Source organism: Chryseobacterium lathyri (assembly GCF_030812195.1).
In the GTDB taxonomy this organism is placed as follows: domain Bacteria; phylum Bacteroidota; class Bacteroidia; order Flavobacteriales; family Weeksellaceae; genus Chryseobacterium; species Chryseobacterium lathyri_A.
The window spans coordinates 1-20,459 of sequence record NZ_JAUSSF010000003.1 but is presented as its reverse complement, the minus strand read 5'-3'; the positions used below and the strand labels follow the sequence as shown (position 1 = coordinate 20,459).

11 protein-coding genes are annotated in these 20,459 nt (G+C 36.8%); 5 read left to right on the top strand and 6 right to left on the bottom strand.

Translation table 11 applies throughout. The features are described 5' to 3' along the window. Positions 1 to 176: 176 nt before the first annotated feature. The 5 genes from J2T03_RS15260 to J2T03_RS15240 form a co-directional block, all read right to left on the bottom strand. A complete protein-coding gene (locus J2T03_RS15260; protein WP_306843926.1) occupies positions 177 to 1,193 on the bottom strand; it encodes a terpene synthase family protein in 1,017 nt (338 codons plus the stop codon). 78 nt (positions 1,194 to 1,271) lie between these two features. Continuing rightward, a complete protein-coding gene (locus tag J2T03_RS15255; protein WP_306843927.1) occupies positions 1,272 to 2,294 on the bottom strand; it encodes a terpene synthase family protein in 1,023 nt (340 codons plus the stop codon). 40 nt (positions 2,295 to 2,334) lie between these two features. Then, the gene (locus tag J2T03_RS15250; RefSeq protein WP_306843929.1) at positions 2,335 to 3,318 is read right to left on the bottom strand and encodes a terpene synthase family protein; all 984 of its coding nucleotides are present in this window, start codon (positions 3,316 to 3,318) and stop codon (positions 2,335 to 2,337) included. A 114-nt stretch (positions 3,319 to 3,432) separates the two neighbouring features. Further along, complete coding sequence (locus tag J2T03_RS15245; protein WP_306843931.1) at positions 3,433 to 4,413, bottom strand: terpene synthase family protein; 981 nt, start codon at positions 4,411 to 4,413, stop codon at positions 3,433 to 3,435. A gap of 41 nt (positions 4,414 to 4,454) precedes the next feature. Then, positions 4,455 to 5,471 carry a terpene synthase family protein gene (locus tag J2T03_RS15240; RefSeq protein ID WP_307212346.1) on the bottom strand — a complete coding sequence of 339 codons (1,017 nt, stop codon included), beginning with the start codon at positions 5,469 to 5,471 and terminating at the stop codon, positions 4,455 to 4,457. A gap of 1,053 nt (positions 5,472 to 6,524) precedes the next feature. Between J2T03_RS15240 and J2T03_RS15235 the strand changes: the two genes are divergently transcribed. The 3 genes from J2T03_RS15235 (at position 6,525) to J2T03_RS15225 (ending at position 15,967) form a co-directional block, all read left to right on the top strand. After that, on the top strand, positions 6,525 to 14,804 hold the full coding sequence (locus J2T03_RS15235) for a GEVED domain-containing protein (protein ID WP_307212344.1): 8,280 nt from the start codon (positions 6,525 to 6,527) through the stop codon (positions 14,802 to 14,804). A gap of 73 nt (positions 14,805 to 14,877) precedes the next feature. Then, positions 14,878 to 15,405, top strand: coding sequence for a hypothetical protein (locus tag J2T03_RS15230; protein ID WP_306846722.1), 528 nt, complete (start codon positions 14,878 to 14,880; stop codon positions 15,403 to 15,405). A 37-nt stretch (positions 15,406 to 15,442) separates the two neighbouring features. Further along, positions 15,443 to 15,967, top strand: coding sequence for a hypothetical protein (locus J2T03_RS15225; protein WP_306846719.1), 525 nt, complete (start codon positions 15,443 to 15,445; stop codon positions 15,965 to 15,967). Between the two features lie 1,290 nt (positions 15,968 to 17,257). Here J2T03_RS15225 and J2T03_RS15220 read toward each other — a convergent pair. After that, the gene (locus J2T03_RS15220; RefSeq protein ID WP_306846717.1) at positions 17,258 to 18,868 is read right to left on the bottom strand and encodes a helix-turn-helix domain-containing protein; all 1,611 of its coding nucleotides are present in this window, start codon (positions 18,866 to 18,868) and stop codon (positions 17,258 to 17,260) included. Positions 18,869 to 19,310: 442 nt separating this feature from the next. Between J2T03_RS15220 and J2T03_RS15215 the strand changes: the two genes are divergently transcribed. Next, positions 19,311 to 19,520 (top strand): hypothetical protein, encoded by a 210-nt coding sequence (locus J2T03_RS15215; RefSeq protein WP_306846715.1) that lies wholly within the window; start codon positions 19,311 to 19,313, stop codon positions 19,518 to 19,520. 262 nt (positions 19,521 to 19,782) lie between these two features. Beyond that, entirely contained in the window at positions 19,783 to 20,322 is a 540-nt protein-coding gene (locus tag J2T03_RS15210; protein ID WP_307221101.1) for a TetR/AcrR family transcriptional regulator, read from the top strand. The last annotated feature ends 137 nt before the right edge of the window (positions 20,323 to 20,459 follow it).

Sequence of the window (20,459 nt, the reverse complement as noted above, 5' to 3'; positions counted from 1 at the left end):
TGATGGATAAATTTTATTAAAATGTCAAAACAATTATCTATTCTTTTTTCTCTTACTATATGAGATCTTCTCCCGTTTTCTATCCACATATAGTCCTTCTTTCGTAAAGTGAATTTTTGTTGGAAAGAAGATAGTTTATCATTGTAACAGATTGTATAAGAGAATCACTTTTTTTGCTATTCCTTTATAAAAATACTGTGTGGAATAATAATATCATCACCTTCTCTACCATATTGAGGTACAATAAATGCCTTATGCTCGTATCTGCTTGTACCTGAATTATAATACCAGTCAGCGCAGCCACTTATTTGCAATTTAATATGATAAACATGATTATATGCTTCTTCTTGAAAAGAGCCAAAGTCTGGAAGAGATTGATGCAAATCATCAAGCTCCTGAGCATATGCGTCATGTAGTTTCATAGCCTCTGTACAGGCTTCCTGATAAGAAATTTTGTATTGATGTCTTAGAATAAAAATAATATTTAAACATTCATGATCTATTTCAATTTCTTTTTTCAGAGAAGCAAAGTCATTCTGGATCACAATAATCAGAGATAATAGTTCTCTGCAACGCTGTATAATAGGATGATTGTAAATATGAACAGGTAATGCATAATTAACTGAAGGATCTATCAGATCTCCGTAAGGCCACATTCCTATAGAGTATTTTCGGAAACTAAGATAGTGGGCAAGTAAGGGATAGGTTCTATTTTCAGCTTGTTTGAAGGGGATTTCTTCCATCATACCATACATGATAAATTCATAAAAGTTAATGGAGACACGGTCTATCCAGTACTGTGGCATGCCATTAGCCAGCCATTCCTTTCTTGCCGCCGCCATTTGGCGCAAAATGCCAATTTCATCTTCGTGTGGATCTTGACCCATCATCACTTCATATACACGGTCTGCCATTATTTTCAATTCATTTGCAGGGGTCATTCCAAAAAAATCATCAAATATTGTAATATAGATCATTAATCTGGCACAGGGACGCATGCGGTCCATGCTGTCGCATGTTGGGTTCATATAAGTAGCGACCCTCGATAGAAACTGAGGTTTACATCTTTTTATTCCCTCTTCAGAAATAAAGATATAGTCATTATCGTACCATGCTTTTTCTTCATCATCAAAAGCATTGGCAATTGGGCTGGGAATAGTTGGCCACGGATAACGGCATTGTGGAAGTATCAATTCTCCTTTCATAGTTATTATATTACATTATTAAAAACTTAGTTGTCATTATTTGTCCCAAGACATTTTATAGCATTTCTACTCCCTGGAGATATGTTTTACCTCAAAATCCAAAAGTATTGGGTTTTGCCCGTCAGGGGTTACTGCAAAGCCATCCGGGAAGTACCTTTGTGTCCCTCCTTCATAGTACCAGGCATTGCAACCAGTTACCATAAGTTTCATGTGATAGACATAATTTTCCACTTCTTTCTGATAAGGGCTGAAATCGGGTAGGCATATAGATAAAGATTCCATTTCCTTTACAAATTCATCATGTATTCTCAGCCCCTCAATGCAAGCTTCTTCAAATGATACGTTCTGCTCATTTTGTAAGATAAATATGATATTGAATCTTTCCGATTCTATAGTCATTTCCTTTCTTATCGACGCGTAATCATTCTGAATGGCAATAATAGTGGCAAGAAGCATTACCAAGCGCTGAATAACCGGATGATTATAAATGTCGACTGGGAGTGCAAAGCCGGTAGCCGGCTCTATCAGGTCACCATAGGTTACCATACCTATAGAATAGGCACGGATCATCAGATAGCGGGCAAGTGATGGATCGGTTTTGTTGAATTTAAAAGGAGTTTCTTCCATGATACCATACGTAATGAAACGATGAAAATTGGTGGCAATCCGGTCGATCCAGAACTGTGGCATTCCGTTGTCCATAAATTCCTTTCTTGCTGCTGCCATCTGGCGGAGTATCCCTTTTTCTTCAGGTTGGGGATCTTCCCCGGTCATTACTTCAAAAATCCGGTCTCTGAAAACTTTTAACTCTTCCAGCGGCATAAGTTCAACATAATCATCGAAAGTAGTTACATAGACTGCAAATCTACCAATGGGGCGAAAAATATCCCTGTCGGAAGTGGTAGGGGACATAAAAGCCCCTACCTGAACAAGTCTTTGCTTTTTGTATCTTTTTATAGATTCCGGGCTCATGAAACCATAATCCGTGTCATACCAGGTGTTTTCTTCTTTATAAAAAGTTTCACTGATCGGACTGTATACTGTAGGCCAGGGATAAGCAGGCTTCGGGATGTGAATGATGTTTTGCATTATCAAGTTTTCGGTTTTAAGTTTTGGACTTATTGTTTGATTATATTACTTGATGCCCATATTCGGGTCTCGGATATTCTCCCGGTACTTTATAGCGGGTTGAGCTGCCTTTATGATACCAGGCACCCAGTCCTGAGATCATCAATGTCATATGATGTACAAAATTTTCTACATCCTTTTGAATAGAGCCAAATTCAGGGAGATTGGCCTGTAACTCTACAAATTCTCTGATATAATCATCATGCATACGCATAGCCTCAATACAGGCTTCTTCCAATGAGATTTTGTATTGGTATTTCATGACGAGTATGATGTTGAGTACTTCAGTGTCCACTGCCAATTCTTTTTCTATGGATGCAAAATCATTCTGGATAGCCATGATACGGCACATCAGCATCTTCAGCCTTTTGATAACAGGATGTCTTGAAACAGCGCCCGGCGCAATAAAACCCATAGATGGTTCAACAGGGTCACCATAAGGATACATAGAGATTGAATATTCACGGATGAGTAGAAGATTGTTTAGTGTCGGAAATTCCTGTTTTAATTTATAAGGAGTTTCCTCCATAATTCCATAAGTAGTGTAATCATAGAAAGACGCTGCCCAACGTTGAAGCCAATTATCATTAACATAAGTACGGAACTCATCCCTGCTCAATGCAACCTGTCTCAGTAACCCGATGTCTTCAGGTCTCGGGTTTTCTCCCAGCATTATATCCATAATATGATCTCTGATGGGAGCTAATTCTTTTACAGGACAAACTTCATAATAGTCATCATATAGCGTTAGCCAAACCATAAACCTTGCAATAGGTCTCATCTGTTCCATTGTTTTGGTGGCAGGAAACATATACGATGCAGCCTGTACCAAGCCATGCTTTTTGTATTTGGTTCTTGTGGCTTCGGACATAAACAGGTAGTCTTTATCAATCCAGTCATTCTGCTCCTCATAAAATGATTCTGCAAAAGGAGCAATTTTATAGTCCCATGGATATTGTAAAACAGGAACATCTGATTGTTTCATATTTATTTTAATTAAAAATTTATTCTTGTTGAGTATCCTATCAACTCAGGTTCGAATTTTATTCAATTCAGTGCCGGTATATTATTCTGGTATTGTTGATTTGTTTTTCTGGAGTTATCCCTGCTGAGTATATTCCGGTCTGGGATATGCTCCCGGAACTTCGTAATGAGGTGATTTTCCCGAATGGTACCAGGCTCCCAACCCTGAGATCATCAATGTCATATGATGTACAAAGTTTTCTACATCCTTTTGAATAGCACCAAATTCAGGGAGGCTAGTTTTTAGTTCTACAAATTCCCTTACATAGTCATCATGCATCTGCATAGCTTCCATACAGGCTTCCTCCAATGAAATTTTATATTGATTTTTTAAGACAAGTATTATATTGAGCACATCCGGTCTCATTGCCAATTTATTCTCTATAGATGCAAAGCTATTCTGGATAACCATAATACGGGACATCAGTGTCTTCAACCGCTTAGTAACAGGGTGTTTTGAAACAGAATCCGGTGCAATAAAGCCCATAGACGGTTCAACGGGGTCAGCATAAGGATAGATAGAGATTGAATATTCACTCATTAGGAGCAGATGGCTTAATGTTGGAAACTCCTGCTTTAATTTATAGGGAGTTTCCTCCATAATTCCATAAGTAGTATAGTCATGGAAAGAATCTGCCCAACGTTGAAACCAATTGTTGTTAACATAAGGACGGAACTCATCTCTGCTTAATGCAACTTGTCTCAATAATCCGATATCACCTGGTCTGGGATCTTCGCCCAGCATCACATTCATAATATCATCTCTGACAGAAGCTAATTCTTTTACAGGACAAAGCTCATAATAATCCTCATATAAGGTTAGCCAGACCATAAATCTTGCAATAGGTCGCATCTGTTCTATGGTTTTGGTGGCGGGAAACATATATGAGGCCGCCTGTACCAGATTATTTCTTTTGTATTTAGTTCTCGTTGTTTCAGATATAAACTGGTAGTCTGTATCAATCCAATCATTCTGTTCGTTATAGAATGATTCTGCAAAAGGTGCAACTTTATAAGCCCAGGAATATTGTAAAACTGGTATGTCCAATTGTTTCATTATTGTGTATTTTAGATTAAAAAATATTTTTGCTTAAAGTCTTATCGAACTTGGTTCAACTTTTCCTTTAGCTCGCTTGCTTCTGGAAATTCCATGGCATTGTAGCGGTCCTGCTTTGTAGATACATTTTTCCATCCACTAAGTACCATGCTCATATAATGAACCCAGTTGACCACTGCATCCTGCCATATTCCAAAATCAGGGAGAGAGGTTTGTAATTCTACAAATTCTTTCAGGTCTTCGTTGTGAAGACGCAAATCCTCAAGACAGGCCTCCTTTAGGGACATCTGGCGTTCATGCTGAATCACCTTTACAATATTGTAATAGATACTGTCGGTTGCTTCATCTTTCAATACAGATTGTACTTCATTGAAAAAAGTAACTAGGTGGCATGCCAGTGTTTGTAAACGAATGATCACGGGATGCTCGTGGATCTCTTGTGGAAGTACAATTCCTGTTTCTAATTCTGTAAGCTGTAGAAAAGGATACAAACAAATAGAATTTTCACGTAAAGCAATGCATTCGCTCACACTGGGATAAGCTTTATTTTTCTTGTATCTTAATTCGGTTTCTAATCCTGTAAAATACCTGCTGATCATTTGGGTGAAGCGGGCCACTGATTCCTGCGGAATAAACTCCAACAGTTCGGCTCTTAATGAAGCCAACATAGGGCCTAAAGGTATTCCTGAGTCCTCAGCATTGATCTCGCCCTTTAGTATGGCAATAGATTGGGCGTGTACATATCCTATATCTTCAGGTTCACTTTCTTCATACAGATCATCATTGTATAGGGTCCACAGCATCAGTCTGCAGATGGGTTTGAATCTTTCGGGGGATGCTGTTGGAAACCATTGCGCCGCAATATGTGCTGTTTTGGTTTTTTTGTACTTTTTTCGAAGATCGGGGTTCTGTTCATACAGCCAGAGATATTCTCCATCGATCCACTGATTTTCAGTGAGCTGTTGTAATTGCTCGGCATTAGGGTTTTTTAAGATAGGGAACGGATACCTGAATTGTTTTCGAAGCAGTTCAAGGGTACTAAAATTTTCAGTATTCATATTGTGATGATTATTGGTTTTGTTTTCACACTAATATACAATCGTATTGTGTTATAATTGTGTTTTATTTCACATAAAATTGAAATTTAATATTAATATTTCTTGAAATGTCAATATTGATGAGGAAATTTTAAATAGAAAAAACATTAAATAGAGTAAGAAATTCGGAATATCTTAAATTGTATTAATCCATTTAATACTTTTTACGATGCCATTTTAACACAAGAAAACCCCAATCATATAAAATTGAAAAAGGAAATAGGGTAGAATCTGGAAAATGTTGATTGATATTTTGAAGGGCTTTCAACATTTTTTCCCTTTTTTGAAGTCCGATCATTGAATAAATATGTTTTTTTGCAACCATTGATTTCATTTGTAAATCAATTCTACTAAACTGTTTTTTTTAGAATCAAGTATTAAAAAAACAATTATATAAAAGCTGAATTGATGTAATAGGAGTGAAAGAAATTAATAGCATAATTACAATGTAATCAGTTAGTTGTGATAAAATGAGTATTTTGTTATTTCCGAAATCATTCAGTATATATTTATGATTTTGATAGGGTTCAATGTACCTTTGCCAAAAATTATTGTTTCGAATACCCCTAATTATTCCTATAGAATTCAATGTAGTTTTGGATATATTGATATAATCATAGTTTTCGCCTATCACGGCTACTGAGAATTCTAAGAAACCTTTTAGAAATTTTTAGACATATTAAAAAATACAAAACACAAAAAGATGAAAACATACCTACTATAATTTCTCGACAACATCCGGACAGGTATCATTCATACACAAAGTCCCTAAAATCAACTACAGGCCTACAAAGAATAAGTGCCTGAAAAACACATATCGCAACGACGGAAGTCTATTAATCAATATTATAGACATTTCTGATTTGGGTTATATAATGATTGAAAAGCGCAGGTCTAAACTTCAAAATAACAGAATCAAATTTCAACTTGTAAAACACTCATTATTAGTGAGTTGATTCTTTGTTGGTCTTTATTTGAAATTCAGACTAAAAAATTATTTAATATTTATTTTCTATGAAATTAAAATCAACCTATTATGATGTCCGAAAATATACTTCTCGGTCGGCATGGATTATTTTGATGGCTTTCAGTAGTTTGACTGCTGTAAAGTCTCAGAATCTGCTGACAGAGAGTTTCAATTATGTTTCCGGTACATTGCTTACAAATGCCAATTGGTTACAGCTTGCAGCAGGAACACCTGCCATAGCTGTGTCTAACGGAAACCTCTCGAGGGCAGGTACTATTGCCAATGATTTTGGGAATAAGGTAACACTGACAAAAAATGGAGAGGATGTTTATCGAAACTTTACAGCAACAACAATCAATGCGGCAACACCGGCGGTATATGCCAGTGCTGTGGTGAATGTATCTGCTGCACAGGCTACAGGAGATTACTTCATCTCCCTGAATGATATTGCCCGGTTATATATCCGGTCAAATGGTACAGGGTTCAGTTTTGGAGTGATGAGATCCTCGGGAACTGTAGCTTATGAATCAACTGTAAGACCTTTTAATACTAATATCAGGGTAGTTCTGAAGTACGAACAGATTGCAGGAGCAGCCAATGATATGGTTAAACTATATGTAGATCCCCCATCAGGAAATGAACCTTCCACAGCGGATATCTCTCACACCGGGACCGCCACGGATATGACCTCAGTTTCATATATTACGCTAGTACAGGGAACAGCAGCCAATGCACCCACCCTTGAAGTAGATGGGATCACAGTAGGTACAAGATGGGCAAGTGTTACTTCAGCTATTTATGATTATGGTGATGTTCCTTCCTCTTATGATTTCACCAAGGACGGAGTGTATGCACCTGCCGCACATTCCCCTGTTCCCAATTTTTTATTAGGAAGTGTGCTTCCAGATTCTGAGCTTACTCCTAGCAGTGTTTCCTTCGGAGCAGATAACAATGGAGCCAACGGAGATGGTGTCGATGAGGATGCCATCAATATTGCATCCAACCAGATCAGGAAAGGAATACCTTATACTTTAAACGTACCGGTTAGCAATCCCTCTGGAACAAAATATGTATACGGATGGATCGACTTCAACAATAATGGAAAATTTGAAGCCGGAGAATTTGCAACGGTTGCTTTCAGTGCTACAGGAAACAGTACCCAGGTTCTTACCTGGCTTCCGACACAGACCTCTGCCATTGCAGCAGGAGCCACTAAGCTTTATATGAGGCTTAGGATTTCCGACAGAATATTGCAGGATTTTACGACAGCGGCGAGTGGGGGTGCTGTTATTGATGAGAGAAGCATTGGAAACGGTGCTGTTTCCACAGGTAATGCAGCGGACAACGGTATAATAGCCGGAGGAGAGGTGGAAGACTATCAGATACAAGTAACCAATACATTCGATTATGGGGATGTACCTTCTAGCTTTGAGAATGACAAGGATGGAAATCCTTTACCGGCTTTGCATGCTCCGCTTTCAGGATTTACTATGGGAACTCTTCTGGATACAGAAAGTTCTCCAGGCAGTGCTGCTACAGGTGCTGATAATAATGGAACTAATGGAGATGGAGTAGATGAAGACGGACTTTCAGGCCTTATGACTATTACCAAGGGAATAGGATATACCTTAGATGTTTCGGTTAATAATCCTACAACTACTACAAAATATTTATATGGATGGATTGATTTTAATAATGATGGGAAGTTCCAGGTAGGAGAGATATCGGATGTAGTTCCTACAATTACGACTACTGGTGCTACTATCCAAAAGCTTTCCTGGTCCACAACAAAAACCCTGACCATTGCCCCCGGAGCTGCTAAGCTTTATGTAAGGGTAAGGCTTTCAGACCGATCCTTAATTGATTATAACTCAGGAGTTAACGCAGCACTTATTGATGAAAGAAGCATAGGTAACGGCGCATCATCAAATACGGTTGCTGCAAATGAACCTACTGTTGCCTTTGGTGAAGTGGAGGATTATCAGATAGGAGTGACTGTTAATTTTGACTATGGAGATGTACCTGCTAGTTTTGAACTTAATAATTCTGACACACCTTTACCTGCACTTCATACTCAACTGCCGGGATATAGTATAGGTTCGCTTATTGATATAGAATTTGTACCAGGATCTGTGGTTTCACCAAGTGAGAATAATATGGCGGGAGATAATGCAATCGGGCAGATTGATGAAGATGGTATTACTGAAAAGGGAAGTGTAAGCCGTGGAATTGTTTATACTCTTAATGTTCCTGTAAATATACCAAGTACGTTACCCGGAACCAGTTATTTATATGGTTGGCTGGATTTAAATGGAGATGGTCGTTTTCAGGCAAATGAAATGACCAGTACCTCTGCATCGGGAATAGGATTAAATTCTATGGTACTCAGCTGGTCGGCTGCACAGACGGCAATCATTGCCAATGGGACTTCAAAAATATATCTTAGACTTCGTTTGTCTCATTTAAATTTAATTGATGCAACAACAACGACAAAAGTAGACGAAAGAAGTATTGGTAACGGAGCTGTTACGACAGCAGATGCTGCTAATAATCCTTTAGCTCTCTATGGAGAAGTGGAAGACTATCAGTTGTCTGTAGATTTATTTGATTTTGGGGATGCGCCAGCTGGATATGAATTGAATAATTCGAATGTTCCTTACCCGGCAAGACAGATTGCCAGTTCGTCATATCTGATAGGCAAAACTGTAGATAATGAACTGAATGCGCAAAGTGTATCAGCAGGTGCTGATAACAATAATGCAAACGGGGATGGAGCCGATGAAGATGGTTTTGATGTATCTACAATTGTTAGAGGAGCTCCTTATAATTTCTTTACTTCAGTTCGTGCCAATACAGCGTCTAATATTATTGCCTGGATAGATTTTAATAATAATGGCAGATTTGAGGCAAATGAAGCGGCATATCCTACCTCTACAGCCACCACTAATGGTTACCAGGCAGTAGGTGTTGGTGAAAATTTGATGAACTTTTGGTTCAGAAGCTCACAAACCAGTCAGATTTCTGCAGGTGTAACGAATTTATATGTTAGAATAAGACTTACTCAAACTGCAGGATCAGATAATATTTCTACTACAGGTGTAGATGAACGATCCATAGGAGATGGAGGAAATACGGGTATTTATGCGTCTCCGGCTCTTGGTGAAGTAGAAGATTACAGGTTTTCAGTAGGAGCTTCTCAGTATGATTTCGGAGATGCCCCTGAAAGCTACGAAATGGATAAAGATGGTACAAATAAGCCTGCTAACTTTAAGCCTGCAAGAAATTTCAGTACTTCAAATTTATATTTAGGAAGTTTCTATGATCATGAGACGGCACCCTCTTCAGTTTCCATGGGTAGTGATAATAATAATGCAAATGGTGATGGTACTGATGAGGATGGGATAAGCAGTGCATTATATATGAAACCTGGAGCGGAAAATATTTATTCTATAGAGGTGAAGAATTATACAGGAGCAGATGCAACATTGCTTACCTGGATAGATTTCAATAATAACAGAAGATTTGAAGCTGGAGAGGTATATTCTTATACGGCTATTCCCGGGGCTTATATGGTACAGGTTCCTTTTACTGCTGTACAAACTGCAGCTATTGCTGCCAATACAGAAAAGATATATATGCGGGTAAGGCTTATACAGGCAGAAGGAGGAGTGGCAATAGGAGACAATATAAGCAGTACAAATGTTGATGAACGTGCTATTGGGGATGGATTGCAAACGGGAGCCTATGGAATGGTAGCCCTTGGTGAGGTGGAGGATTACCAGTTGACTGTAGTTAGGGATTATGGAGATATTCCGGTATCCTATGAAAATGGTAATCCGGCATTCCAGACAAATAGTCCTAATCCTGACCTCTATTTAGGAGCATCAGTAGATTATGAATTGATCAATGCTGCTGTCGCTAACGGAGCAGATAATAATGGTACGAACGGAGATGGTGCAGATGAAGATGCATTATCTGTGCCTGGTACTGTTACAAGTGGAACCCCGTTTACAATAAGTATCCCCGTAAGTACTGCAATTAGTGGTACAAAGTATCTATACGGTTGGATTGACTTTAATGGAGATGGTATATTTAATGGTAATGAAGTAGCTACCACAAATGTTTTTGCTACACCGGGAACCATTAGCAATTTCACCTTAACATGGAGTAATACCACTGCTTCCACAGGAGTTCTAGCAGCAGGGAAAACTTATGTGAGATTTAGACTTTCAGATGTTGTAAGTAATAATACAAATAATGCAAATGCAGCACTTATTGATACCCGTAGTTTTGGATCGAATAACGGATCTGGTGAAGTAGAAGATTACAGGTTTAATGTGGTAAGCAATATCTTTGATTACGGAGATGCTCCGGATGGTTACAGCAGAAATCAGAGTGGGGTCAATATATTCCCTAGACAGGCTATTTCCTCAGTATTAAGATTGGGCGAAACCGTAGATATTGAATCCACAGCAAGTTCTGTAGCTCCAAATGCAGATAACAATGGAAATAATGGGGATGGTTCTGATGAAGATGGTATTACAACACTTATGCCGGTTTATAAGGGAACAGCATATTATTCCACTGTAAATGTATTCAATAATACAAACTCTCCTACAACGCTTTATGGATGGGTTGATTTTAATAATAATGGCTACTTTGAACTCTCTGAGCTTGCTTCAGTGGTAGTACCTAATTCTTCAGTACAGCAGACTGCAAAGTTGTCATGGAGCAGTGCAGTATCCAATACCATTCCAGCAGGAACCAATGGCTTATATATGCGTCTTCGTATATCAGAAAGTACTATAATGGGAGATAATGGCAGTGTTACATTGGATGAACGTTCTGTGGGAGATGGTATTAATACGGGTATATATGGTACTCCTTATGGAGGAGAAATAGAAGACTACAGGCTGGCGGTTGCCACTGCATATGACTATGGTGATGTTTCCAATACATATGATACTGGTAGAGCTAGGGTCCTGGCTCCTGCAAGGCAAGCTGTGAGTAGTGGATTATATATAGGAAATAACCCGGCGGATTATGAAGTAAATAAACAAATACAGGCGGGGACTGCCCTAGGAGATGACAATACAGGAAAAGATGATGAAGATGGGGTTGAGCTATCTCCAATATATGGAAATGGAGGCTATGGCTACTCAGTACGTGTACAGGTTACCAATAATACAGGAGTATCTGGAAACCTATATGGCTGGATTGATTTTAATAACAGTGGAAGCTTTGAAGCTGGAGAAGCAGCTGCAATTATAGCAGTGCCTAATGGAACCAATAACGGTTTTGTAAATCTTAATTGGACAAATGCACAATCTGCAATTTCAGGAAGCCCAAGCAAGCTTTATATGAGGCTTAGGCTATCCGAAGGAATACTTACAGATTTTACTACAGGTGCATCTGGCTCGCTTGTTGATGAACGTGCTCTTGCAGATGGTCTCAATACAGGAGAATATGCAGCGGTGCCTGTTATCTATAATGGTGAAGTGGAAGACCACACAATACAGGTGACAAATCAAGCTGATTTTGGGGATGTCCCGGTTTATTATGAGGAAAATTTCATCGGGGCTTCTGTACCTGCGCGCCATTTAAGTTCAGCTGACCTGATGATTGGAAATACAGTAGATATTGAAACAAATGTACATAGTGTATCTGCTGGTGCAGATAATAATGGTACAAATGGAGACGGGCTGGATGAAGATGGTATTGCATTACCTTTGCCTACTCTTTATTCAGGTGCAGAATATAGTACCTTGATTAACCTGAAGAATACACTTACCACATCAGCCACACTCCATGCCTGGATAGATATGAACGGTAATGGTAGTTTCTCATCTGATGAATATACCTTTGTAGCAATACCTGCTAATTCAGGTAATTATATTACTAAATTAACATGGCCACTTGCTAATTATACAGCAACGGGTAACACTACGTATATGAGGGTTCGTCTTACGAATGGAGCGCTTTCGGATAACACAGCAACGACCAGTGTAGATGAACGATCTATAGGGGATGGTACCAGCACAGGAGCTTATTCAGTTCCTTTAACAGGAGAAGTGGAAGACTATGTTTTGCCTGTAGCTCCGCCGGCTGTAGAAGAACCATGTACCAATGAAGATAATCGTTTGGGATTAATAGATCCTATACAGGCATTATTTCATGCTACCATTGCTAAGCTTGCAAACGGAAGTTTCGTAGTGTTCGGAAACTCAGCCAATGGTAGTGGAGTTAATCAGCCAATTCCTATTAAAGTAGAATCCGGCAGTAACGGATTTAACTTTGCTGGTGTTCCCCTGATGGTAACGGGAGCTTCTTATCAAAATTCGAATAGCTATGGAGGGGTCACTTATGGAGCTCATCAATATATGTTGCTTTCTTCTGCGGGGTTATATGTATGGGGGGCACCAGGGATGGTATTTTCTAACTTCAATGGAGCCATGACACAAGTAGCATTACCCTCAGGAGTGGGAGCAGCAAATATAAAAATGTTTGATGCAGGACGTAACAGCGCAATAGGCTCTCTTATGCTACTAACAAAACTGGGAGAAGTTTGGGTATATTCTAACACGGTGGGACATGCTGTGCAGGGAGATGGTAATATAATGACACCTGGATGGCATCAGGTAATGACGGATGCAAATACGCCGCTTACAGGTATGAAGGATATCAGAACTGCAGGAGGGGCAGCCCTTGCTACAGATGGGAATAACTTTTATACATGGGGTAGCAATGTGTTTTTAGGAGATGGTCTTCCTGCTGCCAACAAAAATTTTGCAACCAGAATGACTGCACCATCAGGAATTGTTCTTCCTGTAAAGCAGCAGGATATTAATAATGACATTTCGGCTGCTTATTATTTGAGAGATTCCGAAGGAAATGCATTTGTAATGGGAAATAATGCTGTCGGTCAGCTGGGACTGGGGCATACAAATAATGCAACGACATGGCGTCCTGTTAATATTATGAATGAAGAGCCCGAAGCAATTGGTGACCAGACAGATGTTACTAAATCTATTGGTAAGGTAATTTGGATATCTGCTAATAATCATGACTCTTACGGAGCATTATTTAGCGTAATTACCGATAAAAACCGAATTTATAGTAGTGGTGATAATGACGGAAGTAAAAAAGGAGTTGTTAATCCTACATCAGCTTATACTTTAACAGCCGCAACAAAGGATAATGGATCACAGATTGTTCCAGGTAAGATGATTTATGTAGAGACAGGTGGACATATTTCAATATCTGTTAAAGACAGGAATGATAGATATGGTTATGTGGGACATACCATTGAGGGGAGTGATGGTTGTAGCGGCTGTACAAACAGTCCGGTAGAATATAACTTTACAGGTCCTCCATCTGTAGGTCCGGTATGTGGTAACACGGCTTTTGATTACGGAGATCTTGATAATAACTATAACCTTGGGGATAAAGCAAGTCATGAAATTAAATATAGTCAGGCAAACAATCCACTGAAACTTGGAAATTTTGCTGCAGATAGTGACGATGGTCCTCAATTTACTATTACAGGAAGTGGTAATGATGCACTGGGTGATGATAATGATGGCGATGGTGGAATAGATGATGAAGATGCTTTTACAGGAACATTACCAGTGAAAACAATGGGAACTACTTATAGTTTGGATATACCAGTGACCAATGATACAGGAAATACAGCCTATTTGTATGGATTTATCGACTGGAACCATAATGGAGTTTTTGAATCGGCAGAAGCTGTCACCCAGTCTGTAACATCATCTACATCACAACAAACAATTACGCTTTCCTGGGTAGATAACTCAACAATTGTATGCGGGATGGTTATTACAAGAAGTTTTGTTCGTTTGCGTCTTACAACAAGTAACTTTAGTGATAATCCGGCAACATCAGTCGATGAGAGAAGTTATCTTGCTGCTCCTGATGGAGAGGTAGAAGACTATTATGTGGATTGGGGTACAGAACCATGTATTGGTTATTGCTATAGACCTGGAGCTATTGCAACTCCAGAGAAACCTGCCTTGATCAGTAAAGTAGGAATTACTTCATTAAATAGAGCGCAGGCTCAGGCTGATAACTGGCCGGCAGTACGTAAAGGAGCATGGCTGGTAATAGAAGCTAAAACTAAGGGCTTTGTGCCAAACAGACTAGCTTTTGATGTTTTAGGAAATCCTATAGGAATATTACCTGCTAATTTTGTTGAAGGAATGATGGTGTATGATATAACCAATAAATGTCTGAAAATGTATACTTCTAAAGATGATGGAGTTACATTCGGATGGCATTGTATAAGTACACAAACTTGTCCTGACTAAAAATAAAATGAAAAGGCAGCAGGTGTATCGCCTGCTGCTTATTACCTAAGTTTAACAATGAAAAATATTAATTATGAAAAAAATAGTATATATATCAATACTCTTATGTTTGCTTACCGGACTGAAGGCTCAGATTGCCATCAGTAAGAGTAATGTTACCAATACTTCAGTATCCCTTGAATTTGGAGAGAACGAAAATAAAGGGATTATTCTTCCATATGTTACCGATAAATCCGGAATTACTGAAAATGGAACCATTATTTATGATGCTACAGATTTTAAATTGAAATATTTAAAAGACACCAATATATGGTTTGATCTGACCGTGGATACCACAGGAAGTGCAGGTTTGGATATTCAAGGCAATGATAAGGAAGAGTTTCCTGGTGCCAAAATCTGTATAAGCCCTTCAGCTGGTGGAACGGACACTACAAAAGGAATTTTGGTGCTGGCTGATGATGACAAAGCTATGATATTACCCAGAGTAGCAAGTCCCCACCTGAATATTATAAATCCGGATGCAGGAATGATGGTTTATGATACTGTAAAGAGGCAATTGGCTGTCTATAATGGAAAAGTATGGACGTTTTGGAAACCATAGCCTGTAGATTTTGAAAAATAATAAAAAAAATAGAATAATGAAATATACAAATCTATATCCAAAGCTTATGACCTTATCTCTTTTAATCAGTCTTTTTAATTTTACTCATGCACAGAATGTAGCAAAAGCCGAAATTGTTGATAAAAATCCCATTTATTCTTTTGATGGAGTAGGTTATGATGGTGAAGGGGTAAAGAAGAAAATGATACTTTCAGATATGAGCATGGGCAATATCAATACAGAAGAAATTTCCCTGAAGGATAATGAGGTAGTTATAGGAAAAGAAGGTGTTTACAAAATCAGCCTTACATCTGTAGCAGAGGATAACAAAACAAAAGACAGGTATATTGTAAATATCAATGATAAAGAAATTTTTGAACTTAAATCCCAAAATCTGTTATCTACTGGAAAATATTTTTTCCAAATACAGTTGAATAAAGGTGATACTCTAAGTTTCAGTATTATTAAAAGTAATGAAAAAACTAATAGTCCTATAGAATCCACTCATTTGGAGATACAGTTTACTGATCCTAAATTAATAACATACCCTGAACATCATTAGATGCTTTAGGAAATCCTCTAGGAATATTACCTGCTAATTTTGTTGAAGGAATGATGGTTTATGATACTGTAAAGAGGCAATTGGCTGCCTATAATGGAAAAGTATGAACATTTTGGAAACCATAGATTTTAATTGATGCCATCTTCGGCCAGGTAGTTTTGATAGGAAATACTCTGCTTTGGCCGAAGCTTTATGCCATGGAAAAAATATAACAGGATTGTTGGAGAAAGTAAAAAAGAACTTTTAGAAATAATGGTAAAATCCGGTTATAGATCCAAAGTATCAATACCTGTTTTTGTAGAATAACTGTTACGAGATCCTATACTGTTTTTAAACACTAAAAGACTGAAAAATATTTTAAATGATAGACCTGAAAAGAGATTCACATAGGATGACCAATAGAAAAAATAGGAAGAACGGGTGGAAGGCATCTAAATTTTTTAAATGTCAAGATGAAGAGATAAAAGCTGTGTTTGCAGATGCTCTTATGAAGTAGTCGAGACTCTTGGGTATTATTTTCAGATTATATTCTCAGTGTGTTATTCTCTACTAATACTCCCATCTATTAATGCTAAAAGCGAAAACAAAATAACTGCTTCCTGTCTGTTTTTATAAAAAATCTGTACACATGTCATTGATTTTATATTAGAATTAGTAAAAACAGGAAAAAAAACTAAGTAACGGATTATAACGAATATAGAATTTCTAAAACATCCCTCTATAAATAGATCCTAACTCGTCTGAAGGATACAACAAAATTTATACAACATGAAAGAAACAAGTCCTGATTACAAAATGATTTTCACTGATATCATCACCAAAAAATTTCCTCATAAAAAAATCATGTGAAAAGATTTTACGAAAAGAAAAATTATCAACATTCGATATTATAAAATTAAATGAACTATTATTTGGAAAAGAAAGCAAGAAAAAAAATACCTTCAATCAAAAGCATCGTTCTTATGACATATCTGAAATCCGGGAAATTTTAGATTATCAAATTAAAAATAATTTAAATAATACAGAATTGGCAGATTACTTTATGCTGAGCAGAAATTCAGTAACGAAGTGGAAGAAGATGTTTAATATGAATCAATAGGCTCAGATGACTTAAGGTTCTTCATTTTATCATTCAAAATAAACACAAACAAGATCTAAAACACAAAATATAAGACATTGATAAAAAGCAGAGCCGAAAATTTCGGCTCTGCTTTTTATTTTAACTTCAAAACTTATTATAAGTAAGGATTTAAGTTTTATGAATATTTCTGTCTGAAGTCTTTCTGAATTTTATAATTGAGTTTGTTTGTTCTTTTTTAGATTTTCTATAAAATAGGAAGGAGTGACCCCGGTTTCTTTCTTGAATACCATTATAAATACCTGATGGGATGCAAAACCGCATTCTTCTGCAAGATAACTTATTTTATATTCTAGATACTGAGGCTCATTATATAGTTTTTGAGTTATATATTCGATTTTCAATCCGTTAATATAATTACTGAATGATTTCCCTTTTTGGATTTTGATGATTTCGGTAAGGTATCTCTGATTGGTATTCAATGAATGGGCGAGGGAGCTGAGGTTTATATTTTTTTTTAAGTATTTGTCAGAACTTTCAAACTTATTCAGTTTGGAAAGTATAGAAGCCAGAGTTTCGTCTGAAATAGGCGTAAATGTAGGTGCTTTTTTCTCTACTTTAGTAGTGTTCTCAGTATTTGATGTATTTACATTGAGCTTTTCAACCAGCTTTTCATAATTCTTCCTGATTTTTCTGTTTTTTTGCCTCAGATATAATACCCCGATAAAAATGACCACAAAAATTGCTAGTATGGAGCTGGTAAGAATTTTGAAAATGCTGTTATTGTAAGAAATGTCCTTTTGTGTACTGATATCTTTGAGAGTGTTATCTGTTATTTTTTTTTGGATGACCGAAATACTGTCGGAAAGGTCGGAATATAACTGAGTATATCGTAAAGTAGAATCTTTACTCTTAAGGGCATCATAGGAGTTGGCCAGTACCATATAGGCAGTTAGCCTTTCATTGACATGCTTACTTTTCTTTTCCAGCTTCAGTACCTCAGTGGAATAGGGGATTGCTTTTTGGGGCTGTTGTGTATACTCATAAAAGCTTCCTAATGCATTTAGGAGAATTATTTTGCTAGATAATGTTTTAATTTTTTTAGTTTCCAGAATATGTAAAGCTTCCAGAAGGTATTTTTCTGCCAATTCAGGCTGCTGTGGTTTATAAATGCCGGTATAAAACATACCTATCTGGATATGGATAAAAGAAAGCATATAATATTTTTCATCCATACTAAGAATATTTTTATCATTATCAGGTAGCCGTTCTATTTCGTATAAACTCTTCTTGAAATAAGACAGAAGTGTATCCTGCGGGGCTTTGGTAGCCTCGGCATAGCTTGCTAACTTTAAATAAGTACTTGATGATCTGAGATGCTGATTATTTTTTTTGTAATAGGAAAGCGCTATTTGAAATTCATTATAAGCTTCGCTATTCAGCCCTAAATTCCGGTAAGCTGAACCCCTAAATTCATGAACCTCTGCAAGAGCCTCATCATCATTAAGTTCCTGAGCCAGTTTTTCTGTTTTTTCTCCGTAGGTAAGGGATTTTTCATTATCTCCATTGCCATCAATAAGCTTTTTCATCAGATATTTACAACTGGACATCAATCCCTCTTTATATCCTATGGCTTCTGATCTTTTTTCAGCTTCTGTATAAAGGGCTATTCCCTTATCCAAATCCATTGCCGGGTTGGCTGGTGAAGAAAGTTTTGTGGCCAGGATGATCATCTTGTCGATTTCTTTTTTTTTTACTTCTGAGGTTTGCTGTTTGCAGGCAAAAAAAATCAGACAAAATGAAAATAATAATAGTTTTTTCATTGTTGTGTTTTTCTAGTTTTAGAGGATGATTATTTAAAGATTTCTTTGAGGAAGAAAAATTAAAAGTTCTAGAATTTTATTTAATTTTAATATTTTTTGTGAGTGGAAACTTAAAAGTATCTTAAATTTTTTTCATTATTTTCGATGCAAATATATATGTTTATAATCTTGGGTGCATGTTTTCTGATATTTATAATTAATTATTTCCAAATTTGATCACTTATAAATAATGCCAATGACCTGATTATCACTATTATTCATTTGTAAAATACGTCACTTAAACAAAAAAATAAATCTATTGAACTTTATACATGAATTCCATATTTGTTAATACAAATTGTTGTTAGTGAAATTAATATATCTGTAATATTGTATAAACCTTATTTGACATTTTTCAATAAGATAGTTAAGAAAATTTCCATTATACAACACACACATACAAATGAAAAAAATATTATTTATTACCAATTCCTTACAACTGTTTCCAATGCCGACAACCTTCATGGCATCGAAGTTGGTTTTTACTGAAGAAATGACCAGATCTTTCTATGATTTTATCAATATAATGCAGAGTTTGCTTCACCTAAGGAAGGAAAATAAAATTGTATGCTCACTGCAACCCCGAAAATCAGGAAGGGGCTTATCTGCGTGATTTGATAAATTGACCTTGTGCATTATGCTGAATTTGGAAGACAGGTGATGAACTCAATGTAGGAATAATGGAAGGCGGCTGTTTGTTGCAATGAAACAAGGTTCTTAAACTTTAAACTATATTTTTTCATAGCATTAAAATTAAAGAATATAAGAATAAGGTTCTAACAAAAGTAGGAACTCCATCTAATTCATGTGTAAAAAATATGAATAAACTATAAGGTTAAATATCAATAGAGTAATAGTTACAATAAAAAACTCAAATTGTAAAGACAACGTTACGGTTATTTTCAGAACAGGGTCTGCAACAGACATCAATGGCCCAACTTTCAAAAGAGTCTGGAGTTGCCGTGGGAACAATGTATTTACATTTTAAAAGTAAGGATGAATTAGTTGAAGGGCTATTTTTGCATATTCAAGAATCATTCGGTAAAGCGATCGATCTTTCTGACGCAGAGATGAAAGCCTCTTACAAGGATCGTTTTTTTATCTTAGGTAGAAAAGTACATCATTATTATGTAAACAATCCTACTCATTTTTTTGTTGTGAATACTCTTAATTATTCACCATATATATCAAAAGAAATTACAGAATTGGGAAGAACATATTATCAGCAGTCTGTAGACCTTATGGCTGAGGGACTTGAGAACGGATCATTTAAACCTATTAATATTGTATTGTTAATCCGATTTATTTATAATGCAGTTATTGCGTTGGTTCAGGTACAGCTTAAAGATAATGTTGAAGTTACAGAACATATGATAGACCAAAATATGGAAAGAATATGGAAAGCTATTAGGTAAAAAAAAATTAACATAAAAACCGAATGAATATCATTAATTAATAATGATTTAAAAAAAAATTACTTAAAATGACAGCACAAGAAGCTTTTAATCAATTAGACCCTAAGAAATGGGCAGAAACTTCAGTAGTGGAAAAA

Excerpts from the sequence above, each read along its gene's own strand:
- J2T03_RS15255 (WP_306843927.1), bottom strand. The coding sequence starts at position 2,294 with ATGCAAAACATCATTCACATCCCGAAGCCTGCTTATCCCTGGCCTACA.
- J2T03_RS15250 (WP_306843929.1), bottom strand. The coding sequence starts at position 3,318 with ATGAAACAATCAGATGTTCCTGTTTTACAATATCCATGGGACTATAAA.
- J2T03_RS15245 (WP_306843931.1), bottom strand. The coding sequence starts at position 4,413 with ATGAAACAATTGGACATACCAGTTTTACAATATTCCTGGGCTTATAAA.
- J2T03_RS15240 (WP_307212346.1), bottom strand. The coding sequence starts at position 5,471 with ATGAATACTGAAAATTTTAGTACCCTTGAACTGCTTCGAAAACAATTC.
- J2T03_RS15235 (WP_307212344.1), top strand. The coding sequence starts at position 6,525 with ATGAAATTAAAATCAACCTATTATGATGTCCGAAAATATACTTCTCGG.
- J2T03_RS15230 (WP_306846722.1), top strand. The coding sequence starts at position 14,878 with ATGAAAAAAATAGTATATATATCAATACTCTTATGTTTGCTTACCGGA.
- J2T03_RS15225 (WP_306846719.1), top strand. The coding sequence starts at position 15,443 with ATGAAATATACAAATCTATATCCAAAGCTTATGACCTTATCTCTTTTA.
- J2T03_RS15220 (WP_306846717.1), bottom strand. The coding sequence starts at position 18,868 with ATGAAAAAACTATTATTATTTTCATTTTGTCTGATTTTTTTTGCCTGC.
- J2T03_RS15215 (WP_306846715.1), top strand. The coding sequence starts at position 19,311 with ATGAAAAAAATATTATTTATTACCAATTCCTTACAACTGTTTCCAATG.